This is a genomic window from Desulfuromonas sp., assembly GCF_002868845.1.
GTDB lineage: Bacteria > Desulfobacterota > Desulfuromonadia > Desulfuromonadales > BM501 > BM501.
In genome coordinates this window covers 1-20,445 of the sequence record NZ_PKUB01000012.1, presented here as the reverse complement: position 1 = coordinate 20,445, position 20,445 = coordinate 1, and the positions used below count along the sequence as shown (strand labels likewise).

At 66.1% G+C, this 20,445-nt stretch carries 9 protein-coding genes and 2 pseudogenes; 8 read left to right on the top strand and 3 right to left on the bottom strand.

The features are described from left to right. Nucleotides 1–44: 44 nt before the first annotated feature. The 3 genes from C0617_RS02885 to glpX all read right to left on the bottom strand — a co-directional run bounded on the left by C0617_RS02885 (nucleotide 45) and on the right by glpX (nucleotide 1,935). Nucleotides 45–284 carry a BON domain-containing protein gene (locus C0617_RS02885; protein WP_291315518.1) on the bottom strand — a complete coding sequence of 80 codons (240 nt, stop codon included), beginning with the start codon at nucleotides 282–284 and terminating at the stop codon, nucleotides 45–47. 21 nt (nucleotides 285–305) lie between these two features. Further along, the gene (locus C0617_RS02880) at nucleotides 306–872 is read right to left on the bottom strand and encodes a cytidylate kinase-like family protein (RefSeq protein WP_291315517.1); all 567 of its coding nucleotides are present in this window, start codon (nucleotides 870–872) and stop codon (nucleotides 306–308) included. Between the two features lie 109 nt (nucleotides 873–981). Beyond that, a complete protein-coding gene (glpX, locus tag C0617_RS02875; protein ID WP_291315516.1) occupies nucleotides 982–1,935 on the bottom strand; it encodes a class II fructose-bisphosphatase in 954 nt (317 codons plus the stop codon). Between the two features lie 162 nt (nucleotides 1,936–2,097). On the opposite strand from glpX, the gene C0617_RS02870 reads away from it, so the two are divergent. The 8 genes and pseudogenes from C0617_RS02870 to C0617_RS02840 all read left to right on the top strand — a co-directional run. Beyond that, nucleotides 2,098–2,487, top strand: coding sequence for a rhodanese-like domain-containing protein (locus C0617_RS02870; RefSeq protein ID WP_291315515.1), 390 nt, complete (start codon nucleotides 2,098–2,100; stop codon nucleotides 2,485–2,487). A gap of 37 nt (nucleotides 2,488–2,524) precedes the next feature. Continuing rightward, entirely contained in the window at nucleotides 2,525–3,238 is a 714-nt protein-coding gene (locus C0617_RS02865) for a glycerophosphodiester phosphodiesterase family protein (protein WP_365888860.1), read from the top strand. 636 nt (nucleotides 3,239–3,874) lie between these two features. Continuing rightward, the gene (locus tag C0617_RS02860; RefSeq protein WP_291315513.1) at nucleotides 3,875–4,384 is read left to right on the top strand and encodes a hypothetical protein; all 510 of its coding nucleotides are present in this window, start codon (nucleotides 3,875–3,877) and stop codon (nucleotides 4,382–4,384) included. Nucleotides 4,385–4,469: 85 nt separating this feature from the next. Next, the gene (locus C0617_RS02855; RefSeq protein ID WP_291315512.1) at nucleotides 4,470–7,286 is read left to right on the top strand and encodes a hypothetical protein; all 2,817 of its coding nucleotides are present in this window, start codon (nucleotides 4,470–4,472) and stop codon (nucleotides 7,284–7,286) included. Nucleotides 7,287–7,362: 76 nt separating this feature from the next. Next, nucleotides 7,363–12,789: a hypothetical protein gene (locus C0617_RS02850; protein WP_291315511.1), complete on the top strand. Its 5,427-nt coding sequence runs from the start codon at nucleotides 7,363–7,365 to the stop codon at nucleotides 12,787–12,789. 24 nt (nucleotides 12,790–12,813) lie between these two features. Beyond that, nucleotides 12,814–13,983 carry an OmpA family protein gene (locus C0617_RS02845; RefSeq protein ID WP_291315510.1) on the top strand — a complete coding sequence of 390 codons (1,170 nt, stop codon included), beginning with the start codon at nucleotides 12,814–12,816 and terminating at the stop codon, nucleotides 13,981–13,983. A 38-nt stretch (nucleotides 13,984–14,021) separates the two neighbouring features. Further along, nucleotides 14,022–17,015: pseudogene (locus C0617_RS16970) on the top strand (hypothetical protein); the annotation flags it as partial. Nucleotides 17,016–18,337: 1,322 nt separating this feature from the next. Beyond that, nucleotides 18,338–20,140: pseudogene (locus tag C0617_RS02840) on the top strand (hypothetical protein); the annotation flags it as partial. Nucleotides 20,141–20,445 lie beyond the last annotated feature (305 nt).

Genomic DNA, 20,445 nt, shown 5'->3' with positions numbered 1-20,445 from the left:
GGCCTGTGCGGGCCGGCTTTTGGGATGGGTGGGCTGGGAAGGCTTCAGTGTTCGCTGGGATAGGTTCGGTACTCGATGACCTTGAGGTACTCGGAAACCTTTTTGACCCCCTCTACGTTGTCAATGGCGGCGAGTACCGCCTGGCGCTCCTTTTCGCTGTGGATGTGGCCGGTGACGGCGACATTCCCCTTCTCCGAAGCGATGTGCAGATGGTGGGCTTCCACGTCGGGCAGTGAGGCGATAGCGATTTCCGCCTTTTTGCGGATGATGAGGTCTGTCAGCACCTTTTTGCAGGCTTCTTTCTTCTAGACCAGGTTCTGGTCCTGGACCCCTTCGCAGATCAGTTTGACCGCTGTGTCCTCGGAGAGGCGCAGGGTGTTGATCACGAGGTCGTAGCCGAGGGGGTCTTCCCAGTCCCGGTCAAAGTAGTACTTGATGAATCCGCCACGCTGCTGGTCGCTCCTGCGGACCAGAATGCGGGCGTAGTCCGGGTCGAGCCACTCTCTTTCGGCCCAGCGCTCCACCCTTTCCTCGAAGGGGGCGATGATCCGTACCCGAAAGACGCTCTGGATTGTCCTGAGAAGATCCTGGCCGCCGCGGCCGTAAATGATGACATTCCCTTTGAGGGCATATTCGAGGACAATCAACTCGATCTGGTGGAGGTCCACCTCGATCTTTTCGTCCAGTTCGTCCACAAAGAGTGGCGGTTTCTCGTCGGCCTTCTCCAGTGCCTCAGGGCTCAGCCCGTAGGCGGGGGCCATCTTTTTGATGGCATCTCCATCGACCAAAGTGTAGCCGAGCTGCTCGGCGGCTTTGTGGGCGATGGGGATGCCGGCGCTCCCCATTTCACGCGAGATGGTTATGATAGCCATGATTCTCCTCGAAATGCAGGTACTTACAAGAAAACGTTGAGGATTCTAACAATTCAACAGGAGATTGACAAGGGTTAAATAGTTCTCCCTTTTCGCCGGAATGCCCGGATCAATAGATCGGTTTGTAGTTGAAGTGGTGCCGTGTCTTGACGGTGCGCACGGTCCGGCTTCTCGAGCGCATGACGATCGAGTGGGTTTCGGCGCCGCCTGAGAAATAGCGCACCCCCTGCAGCAGGTCCCCGTTGGTGACCCCGGTGGCCGCAAAGACCACGTCGCCGGAGGCCAGTTCCTCGGCGGTGTAGACCCGGTCGAAATCTGTAATTCCCATCCCCTTGGCCCGCTGTCGTTCTTCCTGGCTCATGAAGACAAGGCGGCCCTGCATGTCACCGTCCATGCACTTGAGGGCGGCGGCGGCCAAAACGCCCTCCGGGGCGCCTCCGATGCCCATCACCATGTCGACGCCGCTGTCGGCAAAGGCGGCGGCGATGACCGGCGCCACGTCACCGTCGGTGATGAGGTGGATGCGTGCGCCGGCCTTGCGGATCTCTGCGACCGTCTTGTCGTGGCGGGGGCGGTCCAGGATCACGACCGTCAGGTCCTCTATGTAGCAGTTCTTCGCTTCGGCGACCGCTTCGAGATTCCGGGTGGGGGAGGCGTTGATGTCGATGGCGCCCTTGGCGTCCGGGCCAACGGCGATCTTCTCCATGTACATGTCGGGAGCGTGGAGAAACCCTCCACGGGGGGCCAGGGCGATGGTGGCGATGGAGCCGCTCATGCCCTTGGCGCAGATGTTGGTCCCCTCCAGGGGGTCGACGGCGATGTCGACCTCGGTCGGGCCTCCGTTGCCGACCTTCTCCCCGATATAGAGCATGGGGGCTTCGTCCATTTCCCCCTCTCCGATGACGACGGTGCCGTTGAACTCGATCGAATCGAGGGTGCGGCGCATGGCATTGGTCGCGGCTTCGTCGGCGGCCATTTTGTCGCCCTTGCCGACCAGGCGGCCGCAGGCCAAAGCCGCCGCCTCGGTGACACGAACCAGTTCGAGGGCCAGATTCCGATCCATGAAAGACGCACTCCTTTGAGAGTTTTTGTTGATTGATAAGGTCGATCATCATGTCACGAATTGTGGGCAAAGATCAATCCTTTTGGGGTGGCGGCCTTTCCGTAAAATACTATATAATGGGCCGTCGAAAGCGTTGGTCGAACCGGGAGGTGCATTAGAGATATGTATAAAAGATTATTCCTCGTCCTGTTGCTGGTGGCCCTTTCGGGAAACCCGGCCCTGGCTGCCGTTAGTAAAAACCTTTCCGCAGCCGAGGCGAGGGCCTTGGTTCAGAAGGATTCCAAAGTCTTCCTGCTCGATGTGCGTTCCCCGGCCGAGTATGCCGAAGTTCGTATCGCAGGATCCCGGCTCATCCCCATCGCTCAGTTGCTGGGGCGTTTGAAGGAGGTGCCGACCGATCGTCCCATCCTGGTCTATTGCGCTGTCGGTTCCCGCAGTTCCATGGTCTCCAACTACCTCGCTCAGCAGGGATACCCCGAGGTGTACAACATGTACGGAGGGATCTGGGGGTGGCAGCTGCGCGGATTTCCCGTTGACCGGGGAGGTCCCTGAGTCCGGCTCCGGCGGATTCCTTACATCTGGGGGGGGAATGGCAGGGATGTTCGTTTGGGCACACCGGGGCGCTTCCGCCCGGGCGCCGGAGAATACCATGGCGGCCTTTCGCCAGGCCGAGACCGATGGTGCCGACGGGATTGAGTTGGACGTCCATCTGAGCCGGGATGGCCGTGTGGTCGTGGTTCATGACGATACCCTGGAGCGGACAACCGATGGCCGCGGCCCGGTCGAGGCGATGGCCGCGGGGGAGCTTGGTGTTCTCGATGCGGGTTCCTGGTTCGCCCCCTGTTTTCAGGGCGAGCCTCTGCCGCTTCTGGAAGAGGTGCTCGCGTGGGCGGGGGAGCGGTTGCGCATCAACGTCGAAATCAAGACCCCCCGTGCCGGACTCGCCGTTCTCAAGCTGCTGCGCGCCTATCCTTCGGTCCGGGCGATGGTGTCCTCCTTCGACCACGGCCTCTTGCAGGCGTTGCGCCGGTCCGATTCCCGCCTGCCCCTTGGATTTCTGACCGATTCCCGCCTCTGGAGAGGAACTGTGCGTCGGGCTGCGGCCTGCGGCGCCGAAAGCGTCCACCCCCGTCACGAGTTTGTATCTGAGTCTCTGGTCGCCGCCTGCCGGCAGAAGGGTCTGCGGTTGTTCGCCTGGACGGTGGACGATCCTGCCCGCCTCGAACGGTTGCTGAAGCTGGGAGTGGACGGCGTCTTTTCCAACGACCCGGGAATGGTTAGCAGGCACCTGGACGCTCGTTAAGCGTCGCCGCGAGCCCTGTTTTGAACGCCGAAAGCCCCGCAGGTTCCCCTGCGGGGCTTTCGTTTTTGGGCAGGCGTAGCGGTTGCTCGCTGGGGTTGGCCAAAACAACCCGCTCTTGGCCCGTTTTTTCCAAGTCTTCCTAATGGGCCGGCTTGTCCTCAGGGGAACACCTTTTTTGACGATCTTCTAGGTGCAGTCCTTCGGCAGCGGGTTGTCAGCCCACACGGGGCGAGGTCTCCCTGTTCGCCCTGTGCAACGTCTCGGGGGCATGGAGAGAGGCTCGATTGGGAAGGGTTTATTAGCCTCCTCCCCCCCTTCCTGCGCCTCCGCGGTTGCTGCCTCCCAATCTGCTTGGGCCGACAGCGGGGATTGCCTCAAATGCTGTTGGAAGGGTAGAGGAAGGGCGGTTTCCAGGGGGGGGTTGGTTTGACGAAATATAGTTTTCCCGCAATAAACCCGGAAGGGGAAAGGTTTTTTTGCAACTAAATATGGATATTAGAATAATATAAAAGACTTGTTTGTATATCATTGTTTTGCTACTTTTAGTCAAAATGATGACTAGGATTTGCATTCGATGGGGGTCGAGCTCTCCTCATTAGAGTGCTCCCAACCGAAGGGCGCAGGAGGAAGATCCACGTGAACATCACAGCCATTAAGAGAAGTGGACGGTTCATTGCCGTCGTCATGGCCATGCTGCTCTGCGCATTTGTCGTGCCGTCGATCGCCGCCGGAGAGGGCCCCCTGGTGATCGAGATGTCCTCGGTTCGCGTCGTCGCCGGCCCCGGAGGCGAGGAGGAGTTCCTCCCGGCCGACGAGGGGCACCCGGGTGACGTCATCGAGTACACGGCGCGCTACCGCAACGTCTCCCAAAGGAGCCTCGGCAACATTCTCGGCACCCTGCCCGTTCCCGAAGGGATGGAATACCTGCCGGGCAGCGCAATTCCTGCCCAGGTCAGCGCCTCGACCGACGGCGAGAGTTTCGGCCCCGTCCCCCTGCGGCGCCTGGTGCGCCTTGCCAGCGGCCGGGAGGAGCAGAGGGCGGTCCCCTATCGCGACTACCGCGCACTGCGCTGGGAGATCGGCAGCCTCGGCCCCGGCCAGGAGACCGTCGTCAAGGCCCGCGCCCGCATCGCGGAGGGACGGTGAGTCTTCGCCCTTTGATTATTTGAATTCGAAAGTTTTTCAAGATTCTATTTGTGCAGTCAATAGACCATTCTAGGAGGATTCGGCAATGAAAGAGCAGTCCCGCAAGCGAAGAGCCCCGCTCCGTTATTTCATTCACATGCTGCTGGCCCTGGCCCTTGTCGGCTTCGGTCTGTCGTCCGCCCTGGCGGCGCCGCCGGCCGGAACCTCCATCGGCAACCAGGCCTCGGCGACCTACACCGACGATTCCAATGTCGGCCGCACCGCCACATCGAACGTCGTATCGACCATCGTGAAGCAGGTCGCCAGCTTCACCCTCACCCAGAACGGGAGCAAGACCATCTCCCCCGGCAGCACCGTCTACTTCACCCACACCCTGACCAACACGGGGAACGGGGCCGACACCTTCGACCTTTCCGCCGTCGATGCCGATACCGGGACGATTGCCTTCACCAGCCTGAAAATCTTCGCCGACGCCGACGGCAACGGCGTCCCCGACAGCGGCACAGAAGTCGCCATCACTCCCTCCCTCGCCCCCGGGGCGAGCTACAAGTTCGTCGTCGCGGCGACGGTTCCTGCCGACGCCGCGGCCGCCGAGAGTGAGACGATCACCGTCACGGGCGAGAGCAACCACACCACCTCGGAGACCGAGACCAACACCGACACCGTCACCGTGACGGGCAACGCGGTCCTCCTCGTCACCAAGGCCCTCTCCCTGAGCAGCGGTCCCTCTCCGAGCGCCGGGCCGATCACCGTGACCCTGACCTACACCAACAACGGCAACAGCGCAGCCTCCGACGTGATCCTCACCGACGTCATCGGCTCCGGGGCGACCGCGGGGATGACCTACGTGGCCGACAGCGGCCAGTGGTCCGGCGGCGCGACGGTGACCGATGCCGCTGCCGGCGATTCCTCCGGGCTCGCCTACGACTGGGACGTGACCACGGCCGATACGGTGACGGCGGTTATCTCCAGCGTCGGCCCCGGCGCCAGCGGCTTCATCAAGTTCAACGTGACCATCAACAGCGGTCTGCCCCCCGGGGCGGCGACCACCACGAACACCGCCAAATTCGCATACAACGACAAGCCCGCCGGCGGCGGGGATGACGTCGGCCCCACCAACACCAACACGGCGGCCTACACTGTCCTGGCGGCGGCCGGGGTCGTCGCCAACGGCTCGAGCACCGACCACGCCGACGGGGTCGACGAGCCGGTGACGGTCGCCACCGCCCTCCAGGGCGCGACGGTCACCTTCAGCAACTACATCTGGAACACCGGCAACGGCACCGACACCTTCGACATCACCCTCGGCAGCAGCACCTTCCCGGCGGGAACCGTCTTCCAGCTCTACAAGTCCGACGGCGCCACCCCCCTGACCAGCTCCGCCGGCACGGCCGATCCTGACACCGGCCCTGTCTTGGTTGCGACCGATGATGCCGTTGATGATAAAAATGAATACAAGGTCGTGATCAAGGCGACCCTCCCGGCCAACGCCTCCGGCGATAACGGCGGGAGCGGCTTCTCCGTGACCCTGACCGCCACCTCGGCGACCGACCCCACAAAGAGCAACACGGTGGTGAACACTCTCGGCGCGATCACCGGCAACACCGTTGACCTGACCAACAACTACGCCAGAGATCATGACAGTTGCAATGGGGACGAGGTTGACCCCGACCTGTGTGGTTACGGCTATAGCACCGGCGAGGCCGATCCCCAGACGACCGAGACGGTCAACCCCGGCGCCACCGCCAGCTTCACCCTCTACGTCAAGAACACCAGCGCCGTGGCCGACACCTACAACCTCTTCGCCGACGACGACAACACCTGGGCCGACCCCGTGGTGAACGACCTGCCGACCGGCTGGACCGTCTCCTTCCACGGCGGCGAATGCCCGGCCTCGGGCGCTCCGGTCACCAACACCGGCGTGGTCAATGCCGACGCCAGCACCCCGGTCTGCGCCACCCTCGACGTTCCTGCGAACGCTTCGCCGGGCAACGTGGAGATCTACTTCCGCGCCCTCTCCCCGACGACCGGGGCGGTCGACACCAAGCACGACCGGGTGAGCGTCAACACGGTTCGCAACCTCTCCGTCTCCCCCGAGAACAGCGGCCAGGTCTACCCCGGCGGCTCGGTGGTCTACACCCACATCCTCAAGAACAACGGCAACGTCACCGAGGGGGACAACTCCGGCAGCACCGTCACCCTCGGCCTGAGCGACTCCCTCTCCGGGTGGACCAGCGTCGTTTACTACGACCTGAACGGCGACAACGCCCTCGACGCCGCCGACCCCATCGTCCCCGCGGCGGGTATTCACGCGATCGCCGGTGTGGACCCTCTCGACAACGGCCTCTCCGCAGGCGAGTCGGCCCGCTTCTTCGTCAAGGTCACCGCGTCGGCCAGCGCGGGGATCGGTGACATCAACAAGACGACCCTCACCGCCACGACCGCCAATGGCACCCTGACGGGGACCGCCCCGGCCGACTCGGTCGACGATACGACCCAGGTCATCGCCGGCCAGGTCCGCCTGGTAAAGACCCAGGCCCTCGACACAAACTGTGACGGCACCGCCGACACCGCCTTTACCACCGGCCAGCTCCAGGGCAACCCCGGCGAGTGCGTGCGCTACCAGATCGTCGCCACCAACGACGGAACGGCCGACGTGACCACCCTCGTCCTCTCCGACTCGACCCCGGCCCATTCCACCTTCGACGACGGCAGCCGCGATAGCGCCGGCGGCGCCTGCGGCACCGGCGCTGTCGATGCCGACGCTGCGACCACCGTCGGGTCGATCACCGCCCCGGACTGCGGCGACACGGGGTCGATCACCGCGACCATCGGGACCCTCGGGACCCTCGGGTCGAACAAGTCGGCGACGGTCACCTTCGGGATCATGATCAACAAGTAGGGTATTGCCCCCGGGGGGCACGGAGCGACCCGTTCCGTGCCCCCCGCCTTGCCACTCTCTACCCGTTGAAGGCTCCATGACCCGAAGCTTTCGAAAACTGGCATTTTTCTGCATGGCCGCCCTGGCCCTCCTCGGGGCCGGTGCGCCGTCGGCGTTCGCCCTGAGCGTCGACAACCAGGCCTTCGCCACCTTTCTGCTGGGGCCTGGCGCCCCCGAGACGACCGTTTCGAGCAATATCGTCTCGACTGTTGCTACCCTTTCGGCTTCTGTCGACTTTTACGATCCCCCCTACACCGAAGAGATCCCCACGACCCCGGTCGGCTTCGACCTCTTCGTTCAGGGGCGTTCCCCGGCCTGCAACGAAAGCGCCGAGCTCGCCGAGAGCCTGGGCGCGACTCTCGTCTCGGCCCTGACCGGGGACGAGGAGGCGGTCTCTCTGGTGGAGACCGCCCCCGATTCGGGGATCTTCCGCATCGCTTCTCCCTTTCCGACCCGCGACGGCGCCCTCGCCGCCGCCGAACCCCTGGACGGCGTCCTCGACATCCTCGGCGGCGACCTGCTGATGGTCTCCATCGACGGCTGCGGCGTCCCCGCCAGCGGCACGGTCGAGGTACCCCTGCCGGCGGTGGTGCTGCCGCCGGCGACCATCGACTACTACGACCCGGAATACCGGGAAAAAATCGCCCGAACCGTGCTCGGCGAGGACCTCCACGTCCAGGCCGACGCCCCGGCCTGCAACGCCGAGATCTCGCAGGCCGAGACCCGGATCATTGTCATCGTCTCGGCCCTGACCGGCGACCTGGAGGAGCTTCTCGCCGAGGAGACGGCCGAGGACACCGGAATCTTCCGCGTGATCGTCCCGGTGCCGACCCGGGACGCCGACCTCTTCCCCGCCGATCCCGGCAACGGCATCCTCGAAACCGTCAAGGGGGACACCCTGCTGGCGAGCATCGCCGGCTGCGGCGAGAGCGTGGCGGAGACGGTCATCTTCATCGATCCCGGCGGGGTGGTCTTCGATTCGCGCACCGACGCTCCGGTCGCCGGAGCCATCGTTCGTCTCATCGACGTGACCGGTGGCGGCAACGGCCAGCCGACCGAGGCGGGCGTCGCCTGCTCGGCCGGGATTCCCGGCGGACTGGCCAAGGTCCTCGACTACGCCGCCTCCGCGGTCCTCCCCTCCGAGCAGGTGACGGGCGAGGACGGCCGCTACGATTTCCCGGTCCTCTGCCCGAGCACCTACCGGATCGAAGTCGTCCCCCCCGGGGAATACCTCTTCCCTTCCACGGTCCCCGCCGCCGATCTTCCGCCGGAGCGGCGCATCGACCCGGCTGCCTCCTACGGCGGTGAGTTCGAGCTGAACCTGTCGACCGGGGCGGTCTTCATCGACCTGCCCCTTGACCGCCCCTTCTCCGTGCTGTCCCTCGAGAAGAGGGTGAACCGCTCGACGGCGGAGATCGCCGATGTCGTCCAGTACACCCTGACGGTCGTCAACGCCTCGGGGCAGGACTTTCCCAACGTGACCGTGGAGGACTTTCTTCCCTACGGCTTCGTTTTCAGCAACGGCTCGGCCCGCATCGACGGGGTCCGGATCGCCGATCCCAAGGGCGGGGGCGGGCGCCAGCTCACCTTCGCCGTCGGCGAGATCCCGGCCGGCTCCCGCGCCAGCCTGACCTACCGGGCCGCCATCGGGCCCGGCGCCCTGCAGGGGGACGGGGTCAACACCGCCTTCGCCGTGGTCGACGGCAGCCTCGTCTCCAACCGGGCCCAGGCCCGGGTCGACGTTGTCCCTGGGGTCTTCACCTCCCGCGGCTACGTGGTCGGCAAGGTCTACGTCAACTGCGACTGGGATCGCCGCCAGGGCGACGAAGAGCCGGGCATCCCGGGAGTGCGCCTCTTCATGCAGGACGGCTCCTTCGTAGTTACCGATGCGGAGGGCAAGTTCAGCTTCTACGGGCTCTCCCCGAGCACCCACGTCCTGCGCATCGACGAGACGACGTTGCCTGCCGGCTCGGAAATGATCACCCTCTCCAACCGCTTCGCCGGCGACGCCGGCAGCCGCTTCATCGACATCAAGAACGGCGAACTCCACCGGGCTGATTTCGCCGAGGGGTCCTGCACCGGCGAGATCCTCGAGCAGGTCGTGCTGCGCCGCGAGCGGGGGGATGTTTTCGTCGCCGACGTGGAGCGCCGGGTGCGCGAAATTCTCGACGCCGACCCCTCCGACGGGACCGAAGAGACGTCCCTGTCCGCCTCGGCGAGCGGGTACGTCGAGGACACGCCGAAGGTTCCGACCTTCGAGCCGATGATCGACCCCGGGGATGTGCCCGACACCTCCCAACCGCCCCTTCTCGTGCCGGCCCTGATCTCCCTCGAGGACCTTCTTGACGGGATCGAGGACACCACCCCGGCCTTCCTCGACCTGCGCGACGGCGACACCCTCCCTTTTGCCCAGGTCCACGTCCGGATCAAGGGCCCCGAAGGGGGACGCTTCCGCCTCTCCCTCAACGGCGAGACCGTGAGCGAAAGGCGTGTCGGCAAGCGCATCATCGACCCGAGCCGCGGGCTTCTCGCCTGGGAGTACATCGGGGTCAACCTCGAGCCGGGGGAGAACACCCTCGCGCTGACCTACGTCGATCCCTTCGGCAACGACCGCCAGAGCGAGACGATCCGCCTCGTCGCCCCCGATGGCCTCGGCGAGATCGCCGTCACCCCCCCCGACGCCGGCCTGGTCGCCGACGGCCACAGCGTCGTGCCCCTCAAGGTCGAGTTGAAGGACCCCGAGGGGGTCCCGGTGACGGTGCGCACCCAGCTGACCCTCGAGGCCAGCCTCGGGCGCTGGGACGTGGTCGACCTCGACCCCGAGACCCCGGGCATTCAGGTCTTCATCGAGGGGGGGAGCGCCACCTTCGGCCTGCGTCCCCCCCAGGAGCCGGGCGAGGCCCTGGTCGTCGTCTCCTCGGGGATTCTCGAGGGGGCCTGCATCCTCTACTTCCTCCCCGACCTGCGCCCGATCATCGCCACCGGCCTGGTCGAGGGGGTGGTCAACCTGAGCCGCCTCGGCTCCGCCGCCCTTGTCGGGGCGAGCCCGGCCGACGGCTTCGAGAGGGAGCTCGACAACATCTCGGGCGGCGAAGGCTCGGCCGGGGCGCGGGCCGCCTTCTTCCTCAAGGGGAAGGTCCGGGGAGATACCCTCCTCACCGTCGCCTACGACTCGGAGAAGGAAACCCGGGAGCGCCTCTTCCGCGACATCGAGCCCGACGCCTTCTACCCGGTCTACGGCGACGCCTCGGTACGCGGTTACGACGCCCAGTCGACGGGACGACTCTACGTCCGGGTCGACCGCAAGAAGTCGTACCTGCTCCTCGGCGACTTCTCGACCCTGGCGCCGGCCCAGGCTCGCAAGCTCTCCCTGTACAACCGCAGCTTCAACGGGGCGAAGTTCCACCACGAGACCGAGAGGGTGAACCTCAACGCCTTCGTCAGCGAGGACGGCACCCGCCAGGTCGTCGAGGAGATCGCAGCAAAGGGGGTCTCCGGGCCCTACTTCCTGAAGGAGAGCGATCTGGTCGTCAACAGCGAGCGGGTAGAGATCGTCACCCGCGACCGCAACCAGAAGTCCCGCATCGTGGCCGTCGACTCGCTGGCCCGCTTCACCGACTACGAGCTCGACGTCCTTTCCGGCCGCATCGTCCTCAGGGCCCCCGTCCCGATCTACGACCAGGACCTCAACCCCAACTTCATCCGGGTGACCTACGAGACCGAGGGGGAGTCGGGCCACTATTGGATCGCCGGGGGCGACGCCCAGGCCCGCCTCCACGACCGGGTCGAGGTCGGGGGCGTCCTTGTCCACGACGACAGCCCCGTCGAACGCTACACCATGGGCGGCGCCAACATGACCGTCAAGGTGGCCCCCAAGACCTTCCTTGTCGGCGAGTGGGCCGAGACGAGCGGGGATGTTCTCGGCACCGGCGAGGGCAAGCGGGTCGAGCTGCAGCACACCGGCGACACCTTCTCCGCCGCCGTCTACGCCCACCGCACCGACGAAAACTTCGACAACCCCTCCTCGCTCCTGCTCGCCGGGCGGGAGGAGGCCGGTGCCAACGCCCGTCTCCGGCTGACCCGCAAGACGAGCCTGGGGGCCGAGGCCCTCCTCTCCCGCGACCTGGAGAACGACGGCGAGCGCAAGGGGCTCCTGGTCAACCTCGAGCACGCCTTCAACGGCTCGCTGCGGGGCGAGCTCGGGCTGCGCCTCGCCGAGGAGACGACCGCCCCCGCCGAGGCGGACACCACCGGGGCGACCCCCTTCAGCACCACCTCGGTGCGGGCCAAGCTCGCCGCGAGGGTCCCCTTCGCCCCCCGGGCCGGCGTCTTCGTCGAGGCCGAGCAGGCAATCGACGCCGGCGACCGTCGCTCCGTCGGCGTCGGCGGCGACTACCAGCTCAGCAACGGCGGACGCATCTACGCCCAGCACCGCTTCGTCTCCACCCTCGCCGGCGAGTTCTCCCTCAACGACGTGCAGGAGCGCAACGTAACCCTGGTCGGGGTCGAATCGCCCTACATGCGTCGGGGGAATGTCTTCAGCGAGTATCGTATTCGCGACTCCGTCAGCGGGCGCGATTCGGAGGCGGCCGTCGGCCTGCGCAACGCCTGGACCCTCGCCGAGGGGGTGATCGCCAATGTCGGCATCGAGCGGGTCCACGCCCTGACCGGTTCGGCGGACAACAGTTCCACCGCCGTCACCGGAGCCCTCGTCTACTCGGGCAACCCCCTCTGGAAGGGGAGCCTGAGGGCCGAGGTCCACAACGGCGAGAGCAGCGACAGCTTCCTCGGCAGCGCCGGGCTCGCCCTCAAGATGAGCCGGGACTGGACCCTCCTCTCTCGCAACGTCTACTCGCTCCTCGAGGGGGACGGCACCTCCGAGGAGCGGCAGCAGGAGCGCTACCAGATCGGTTTCGCCTATCGCCCGGTCGACAACAACCGCTGGAACGTCCTGTCGCGCTACGAGTTCAAGCGCGAGGAGGAGGAGTTCCCCGGCGAGCAGAGGGAGGAGCGCTCCGTCCACATCTTCTCGACCCACCTCAACGTGCAGCCCTCCCGGGCGGCCACGGTGAGCGGGCGCTGCGCCCTGAAGTGGACCGACGAAAAGTTCGGCTCGGACGACGATTCGACCTCGGCCCAGCTTCTCGCCGGTCGCCTGATCTACGACATTACCGAGCGCTGGGACGCCGGGTTTCTCGCCAGCGCCCTGGCCCGCGAAGACGACGCCCTCAACTATGGGATCGGCGGCGAGATCGGCTACCTCTTCGCCGCCAACCTCTGGATCTCGGGGGGCTACAACTTCCTCGGTTTCTACGACCGCGACCTCTCCGGGGAGGACTACACCAATCCCGGCTTCTACATGCGTTTCCGCTTCAAGTTCGATGAGCATCTGCTCGACGGGAACGATCCGGAACAGAACAAGACCATCTCCCCCGACGACAGGGGGACGAAGAGCGGCCCCTGACCGCCCTTTTCGAAAGGTGCATCCATGCGACACTGCCTGATATCCCTCTTACTTTTCGGACTCTTCGCCCCCGCGGCCTTCGCCGCCGGGGAAGAGGCGGCTCGCCCCGTCTCGCCAATGATCATCTCCAAAAAGATCATTCTCGGGCCGCAGCCTGAGGCTCAGCCCGAGCCGAAGCCCCTGCTCGCTCCTCCGAAGAAGAGGATCAGCGACGAGGTCATCGCCGCCGACCGAAGCCAGCTCGCCTCGGTTCAGGACCGCCTCGGCGAGATCAACCGCCGCGGCGTCGAGGTCGACTCCTACCACTTCGCCAAGGCCCAGGCCTGGCTCGACTTCGCCCGCTCCAACTACAACGAGAACGACCGCTCCTCCGTCGTCGAGGAGGCCCTGACCGAGGCGCTGCGCCTGGTGATCGGCTTCGAGGACGGCCTCTCCCCGGTCGAGATGGGGACGGAGACGCCGGTCATCCCCCAGAGCATGAGGGTGCGCGAGGACCTGTGGGCCCTGGCCGCTGGGATGAAGGCCGACCCCGGCCGCTTCCCCTGCGTCGAGGGGCTCGTCGCCCAGCTCGAGGTTCAGCTCGTCTGGTCCGGCCACGAGGAGAAGGAGATGGGGTGGCGCCACAGCAAGCCCTACATCTCCGCCGCCGAGCGCATGGCCCGCAAGATCCGTCGCCAGGCGGCCGAGTGCGCCGTCGCCGCCCCGCCGATCCCCGTCCCGGCACCGCCGCCCGAGTGCACCGAGTGCCCGGCCTGCCCCGAGCCCCCGCAGGCCCCGGCCGCCCGGCTCCCCGACAGCGTCCACTTCGCCCTCGACAGTGCAGAGATCAGCCCGGCGACGGCCGCCGTCCTCGACCGGGTCGCCTCGACGCTGACCGCTTCGCCGGGCAGCGCCCTCGAGATTCACGGACACGCAGACGTCCGCGGCGGCCGCGGTTACAATGACAAGCTCTCCCGGCGCCGGGCCGAGGCGGTCATGAGCTACCTGGTGTCCCGGGGGATCGACGCCGGGCGCCTGAGCGTGAAGGCCTTCAGCGAAACCGCTCCCCGGATCGCCGACCCCGACAGTTGGGGCCACGCCATGAACCGCCGGGTCGAGTTCAATTTCCAGGGGATCGAGACCCTGACCCTCGTGGAGCAGAGGGACGACCTGCAGGTCGAAGGGGCGGCCCGTTCCGGAAAGGGTAAACATTGAGAAGGGACAGGGGAGGACATCGCCCGGCGGGGCGCTTGATGGGGAGACTCCTCTGCGGGGTCGTTCTGTGCCTTCTCGTCTTTTGCGGGGAGGTGCTGGCGCTCGTCTCCGGTGATCTCACCGTCACGATGGTCACCGACCCCTACCTCACCTCCGACAGCAACGGCTGTCCCATCGACGGCCCCGGTGCAGCCTACGTCGCTTTCGAAATCAAGGCCACTACGGGGGTGAACGTGACCAATCTGACGGCCGAACTGACCGGCTTTAATGCCGGTTTCGGCCTCAGCGGGGGCCAGGCCGCCACCCAGTACGTCGGGAAACTCGACGCGGGCCAGACCCGGACCGTCTACTGGCACATCTACTACCCCTGCCACGACGAGGCGCCCAACAGCTCGACCATCAACGTCGGGATTTCCGACGGGACCGGGAGCCCCGTCAATTACTCCGGAGCGCAGGTGACCAACGGCTCCACGGTCACAGCGACCAGCGAACTCAGTTCCAACGCAGGAGGGCTTCTGGCCGGGATGACCCTGGGCCCCGGGGCCGTACTCGGGCAGGAATTCTATTACGACGTCCTCTACGCCTTCGGAAACACCGCCGCAGGGGACCGGTTCAACCTGCAGCCTTCCGGCAACACCAGCTTCAACGCAGGCTGTTTCGCCCTGAGTGGCTCCGAGATTCGTTGCTCCGAATCGACAGCTATTCCAGCTACCACTGTTGACAAGCTCTATTTTGAAGCGCCCGATTCCCAGACAGGAAAGGGCACGGGGTGCGTCGGCCCTCCCGGTCCCGATCCGGGGATCCTCGTGGAGGTTCGTTATTTAATCCGCTATCTCTGCGAAGGGGCCACGACCACTTCCAGCCCTTTCTCCGCCCAGACGAGCGGAGCGACCAACGTCAAGTACACCAACAACTTCCATGACACCGATTTCCATATCAATTACCCCGTTGGCACCAACCCCTTCACCGTGACCAAGTCGGTCGCGGCCAGCCCGGTCCCCCTCGGGGGGACGGTCCAGTACACCGTCGCCATCCAGAACACCAGCGCTCAGGCCGCCATCCTCGACCGGATCACCGACGTCCTTCCCGGCGGAATGACTTTCCAGGGGCTCCATGCCAGCAGCGCCGTGACGGCGGCCAACTCGAGCTATATCCCCAGCGCCGGCGCCACGGGCACCCTCGAGTTCATCGGGATTCCCGACACATCCTGGATCATCCCCGCCGGCGGAACCCACAACCTCGTCTACACCGTGACCGCCCCCAATACGGCCGGGACCTATCGCAACACGGCCTCGGGCAAGTCGGGGATTGTGACCGTCGGTTCGGGCTTCGTCGACGTGGTGGTCGCGAAGACCCTCAGCATCGCCAAGGCCTTCTCCCCGTCGACGATCCAGTCGGGTGAGACGAGTACCCTCACCTTCACCCTCACAAACCTCGGGGCGACGGGCCTCACCGGGATGGCCTTCACGGACAACTTCCCCTCGGGCATGACGGTCGCCAACCCGCCGAACGTGGGCGGGACCTGCGCCTCGGTCTCCCACGACGGCGCGGCGGGCAACGGCAGCTTCGCCGTGACCTCGGGGAATATCCCGGCGACCGGTTCCTGCACCGTCACCGTCGACGTCACGAGCTCCACCGCCGGATCCCACGACAACCAGACCTCGACCGTGACAACGACGCAAGGGATTACTGCGGATGCCAGTCCCGTGGCGACCCTGAACGTCGTCACTCCCCCTACGGTCGCCAAGGCCTTCGCGCCGTCGACCATCGCCTCGAACGGCACGAGCACGCTGACGATCAGCCTGGGCAACAGCAACGCCACTGCGGCGACCCTCTCAGCGATTCTGACCGACACCTTGCCTTCCGGGGTGACGGTGGCGGGCACGCCCAACGTCGGCGGCACCTGCAGCGGAACGGTGACGGCTGCAGCCGGCAGCGGCACGGTGAGCTACGCCAGCGGCGCGACGATTCCTGCCGGCGGCTGCACGATCACCGTCGATGTGACCAGCGCCACGCCCGGGACAGTGACAAACACCATCGCCATCGGCGCCCTTCAGACCGACCAGGGCAATAACGCCTCTGCGGCGACGGCAGACCTGACCGTCAACGCTGCAGCCCCGACGGTCGCCAAGGCCTTCGCGCCGTCGACCATCGCCTCGAACGGCACGAGCACGCTGACGATCAGCCTTGGCAACGCTAACGCCACGGCGGCGACCCTTTCGGCGGTCCTGACCGACACCCTGCCTTCCGGTGTGACGGTGGCGGGTACGCCCAACGTCGGCGGCACCTGCAGCGGAACGGTGACGGCTGCAGCCGGAAGCGGCACGGTGAGCTACGCCAGCGGCGCGACGATTCCTGGCGGCGGCTGCACGATCACCGTCGACGTGACCAGCGCCACGCCCGGGACGGTGACCAACACTATCGCCATCGGCGATCTTCAGACCGATTTTGGCAACAACACCGCAGCGGGCACGGCCGATCTGACCGTCAACGCCGCAGCGCCGACCGTGAGTAAGGCCTTCGCGCCGTCGACCATCGCCTCGAACGGGACGAGCACGCTGACGATCAGCCTGGGCAACAGCAACGCCACGGCGGCGACCCTCTCAGCGATTCTGACCGACACCTTGCCTTCCGGGGTGACGGTGGCGGGCACGCCGAACGTGGGCGGCACCTGCAGCGGAACGGTGACGGCTGCAGCCGACAGCGGGACGGTGAGCTATGCCAGCGGGGCGACGATTCCTGCCGGCGGCTGCACGATCACCGTCGACGTGACCAGCGGCTCGCCGGGGACGGTGACCAACACCATCGCCATCGGCGATCTTCAGACCGATTTTGGCAACAACGCCTCTGCGGCGACGGCCGATCTGACCGTCAACGCTGCAGCGCCGACCGTGAGTAAGGCCTTCGCGCCGTCGACCATCGCCTCGAACGGCACGAGCACGCTGACGATCAGCCTGGGCAACAGCAACGCCACGGCGGCGACCCTCTCAGCGATTCTGACCGACACCTTGCCTTCCGGGGTGACGGTGGCGNCGCCGGGACGGTGACGGCGACTGCCGGCAGCGGCACGGTGAGCTACGCCAGCGGCGCGACGATACCCGCCGGCGGCTGCACGATCACCGTCGACGTGACGAGCGCCACTCCCGGCACGGCGACCAACACCATCGCCATCGGCGCCCTTCAGACCGATTTTGGCAACAACGCCGCAGCGGCGACCGCGGACCTGACCGTCAACGCCGCCGCTCCGACGGTGGCCAAGGCCTTCGCGCCATCGACCATCGCCTCGAACGGCACGAGCACGCTGACGATCAGCCTTGGCAACGCTAACGCCACGGCGGCGACCCTTTCGGCGGTCCTGACCGACACCCTGNCAGCGGAACGGTGACGGCTGCAGCCGGAAGCGGCACGGTGAGCTACGCCAGCGGCGCGACGATTCCTGGCGGCGGCTGCACGATCACCGTCGACGTGACGAGCGCCACGCCCGGAACGGTGACCAACACCATCGCCATCGGCGCCCTTCAGACCGATTTTGGCAACAACGCCGCAGCTGCAACGGCCGATCTGACCGTCAACGCCGCCGCTCCGACGGTGGCCAAGGCCTTCGCGCCATCGACCATCGCCTCGGGTGGCACGAGCACCCTGACGATCACCCTGGGCAACGCTAACGCCACGGCGGCGACCCTCTCCGCGATTCTGACCGACACCTTGCCTTCCGGGGTGACGGTGGCGAGCACGCCGAACGTCGGCGGCACCTGCGCCGGGACGGTGACGGCGACTGCCGGCAGCGGCACGGTGAGCTACGCCAGCGGCGCGACGATACCCGCCGGCGGCTGCACGATCACCGTCGACGTGACCAGCGGCACGCCCGGCACGGTGACCAACACCATCGCCATCGGCGCTCTTCAGACCGGTTTTGGCAACAACGCCGCAGCGGCGACCGCGGACCTGACGGTCAACGCTGCCGTCCCGACGGTGAGCAAGGCCTTCGCGCCTGCGACCATTACCTCGGGTGGCACGAGCACGCTGACGATCAGCCTTGGCAACGCTAACGCCACGGCGGCGACCCTCTCCGCGATCCTGACCGACACCTTGCCTTCCGGGGTGACGGTGGCGAGCACGCCGAACGTCGGCGGCACCTGCGCCGGGACGGTGACGGCAACCGCCGGCAGCGGCACGGTGAGCTACGCCAGCGGCGCGACGATACCCGCCGGCGGCTGCACGATCACCGTCGACGTGACCAGCGGCACGCCCGGGACGGTGACCAACACCATCGCCGCTGGCGCTCTTCAGACCGGTTTTGGCAACAACGCCGCAGCGGCGACTGCGGACCTGACGGTCAACGCTGCCGTCCCGNGCCGTCCCGACGGTGGCCAAGGCCTTTGCGCCATCGACCATCGCCTCGGGTGGCACGAGCACGCTGACGATCAGCCTTGGCAACGCTAACGCCACGGCGGCGACCCTCTCCGCGATCCTGACCGACACCCTTCCGAGCGGTGTGACCGTTGCGGGCACGCCGAACGTCGGCGGCACCTGCGCCGGGACGGTGACGGCTGCAGCCGGCAGCGGCACGGTAAGCTACGCCAGCGGCGCGACGATACCCGCCGGCGGCTGTACGATCACCGTCGATGTGACCAGCGGCTCGCCCGGCACGGTGACCAATACCATCGCCGCCGGCGCCCTGCAGACCAACCAGGGGAACAACGCCTCGGCTGCGACGGCGAACCTGACGGTCAGCGGCGCCGACCTCTCTGGGATCGTCTACCACGACGCCAACCACAACGGCTCCCGGGAATTCGGAGAGAGCGGGACCGGAGAGACACTGTATGTCAAGCTCGTTCCGCGCTCCGGAGGGAGCTGTGCTGGGCCGGCAGACGACGTGGCGAGCGTCGATTCGGGAACGGGGGCCTACACCCTCTCAGGGGTCCCACCGGGCGACTACTGCCTGATCCTCGACACCAACAACACCCTCGCCGACGTGACCCCGGGGCGGCCTTCGCGCTGGATCGGCATGGAGGAAAGTGATGGCCGGCGGGAGGTCACGGCGGTCAATTTCGACCTCTCCGGCTTCGATTTCGGCCTCTACCTCGGAAGCCGCCTCTCGGGAACGGTCTTCAAGGACACGGGGGCCGGGGGTGGGACGGCCAACAACGGCACTAAGGACGGGGGCGAATCGGGCCTCGGCAACCTCCTCGTCAGCCTGACCGACAATAGCGGCTCGACGACCTACGATTCTGGACTGACCGCGGGCGACGGGACCTTCGAGTTCTACGCCCCCGGCTCGATCAGTGACGGCACGACCCTGCGCGTGGTCGAGAGGAATCTCGGCGGCTACGTTTCGACCGGCGGCGGTGCGGGGACGACCGGGGGGGGCTACGACCGCGCCACCGACGCGGTGAGCTTCTCCTTTGCCGCGGGCCGCACCGACAGCGGACTCCTCTTCGGCGACGTGCCGGCGACCACGTTTCTGACCGACGGGAGCCGCTCGGCTCTGCCTGGCACGGTCCTCTTCTTCCCCCACACCTTCGTCGCGGGGACGGCGGGGAGCGTTTCCTTCTGCACCTCGGCCGTGGCCGGCCCGGCGATCTCGGGTTGGTCCGAGACCCTCTTCCGGGACACCGACTGCAACGGCCTCTTCGGCGCCGGGGACGTTCCCCTCTCGGGCTCTCTTTCGCTGGTCGCGGACCAGAAGGTCTGCATTTTCGTCAAGGAAGAGGTGCCGGCGACCGCCCCCACCAACGCCCAGAACGCCGTGACCGTGACGGCGACCTTCGACTATGCCAACGCCGCGCCCGCCATCCAGGACGTGCTCACCCGCAGCGACCTGACCCGGGTGGGGACGGTGACCTCCGCCGGGCTCCTCCTTCACAAGGCCGTCGACAAGGCGACCGCCCTTCCGGGAGAGGATCTGACCTATACCCTGACCTACACAAACAATAGTTCGGGTCAACTCAGCTCCATCGTCGTCAACGATATGGTTCCCGCCTATACGACTTTTCTCAGTGCCGGGTGTGGGGTCCTTCCGTCGAACTTGACGGCATGTACGGTTGATCAGGAGCCTGCCGTCGGTGGTACTGGAGCCGTGCGCTGGAGCTTTGGAGGGTCTCTTTCTTCCGGGGCGAGCGGGACAGTCAATTACGTCGTCCGCATTATCCCCTGATCGCGTGACGGTTTTTCCAGCCGTCATTGCGAGGGTACGCAAATAAGGAGGCCCGCCGGTTTTAACCGGCGGGCCTCTTTGTTTATCTAGGAACAAGGTCGATCCTTATGCGCAGAGATCGATGTTGATGCCCCAGTTCTTGATTTTTATGGTGAGTGCCGGGTGTGGTGTGCTTCCCTTGAACCTGACAGCTGGTGTTGTGGGTCAAGCGCCGGCGTTCAGAGGATTCGGGGCCGTGCGCTGGATCAAGGAAGACCTCTTGAGTGATGAAATGGTCTCCCCTCGCTACCTACTTCGGCGTCGAT

Bases quoted from the DNA above. Each gene is read 5' to 3' on its own strand.
- C0617_RS02880 (WP_291315517.1), bottom strand. From the start codon at position 872: ATGGCTATCATAACCATCTCGCGTGAAATGGGGAGCGCCGGCATCCCC.
- glpX (WP_291315516.1), bottom strand. From the start codon at position 1,935: ATGGATCGGAATCTGGCCCTCGAACTGGTTCGTGTCACCGAGGCGGCG.
- C0617_RS02870 (WP_291315515.1), top strand. From the start codon at position 2,098: ATGTATAAAAGATTATTCCTCGTCCTGTTGCTGGTGGCCCTTTCGGGA.
- C0617_RS02865 (WP_365888860.1), top strand. From the start codon at position 2,525: ATGGCAGGGATGTTCGTTTGGGCACACCGGGGCGCTTCCGCCCGGGCG.
- C0617_RS02855 (WP_291315512.1), top strand. From the start codon at position 4,470: ATGAAAGAGCAGTCCCGCAAGCGAAGAGCCCCGCTCCGTTATTTCATT.
- C0617_RS02850 (WP_291315511.1), top strand. From the start codon at position 7,363: ATGACCCGAAGCTTTCGAAAACTGGCATTTTTCTGCATGGCCGCCCTG.
- C0617_RS02845 (WP_291315510.1), top strand. From the start codon at position 12,814: ATGCGACACTGCCTGATATCCCTCTTACTTTTCGGACTCTTCGCCCCC.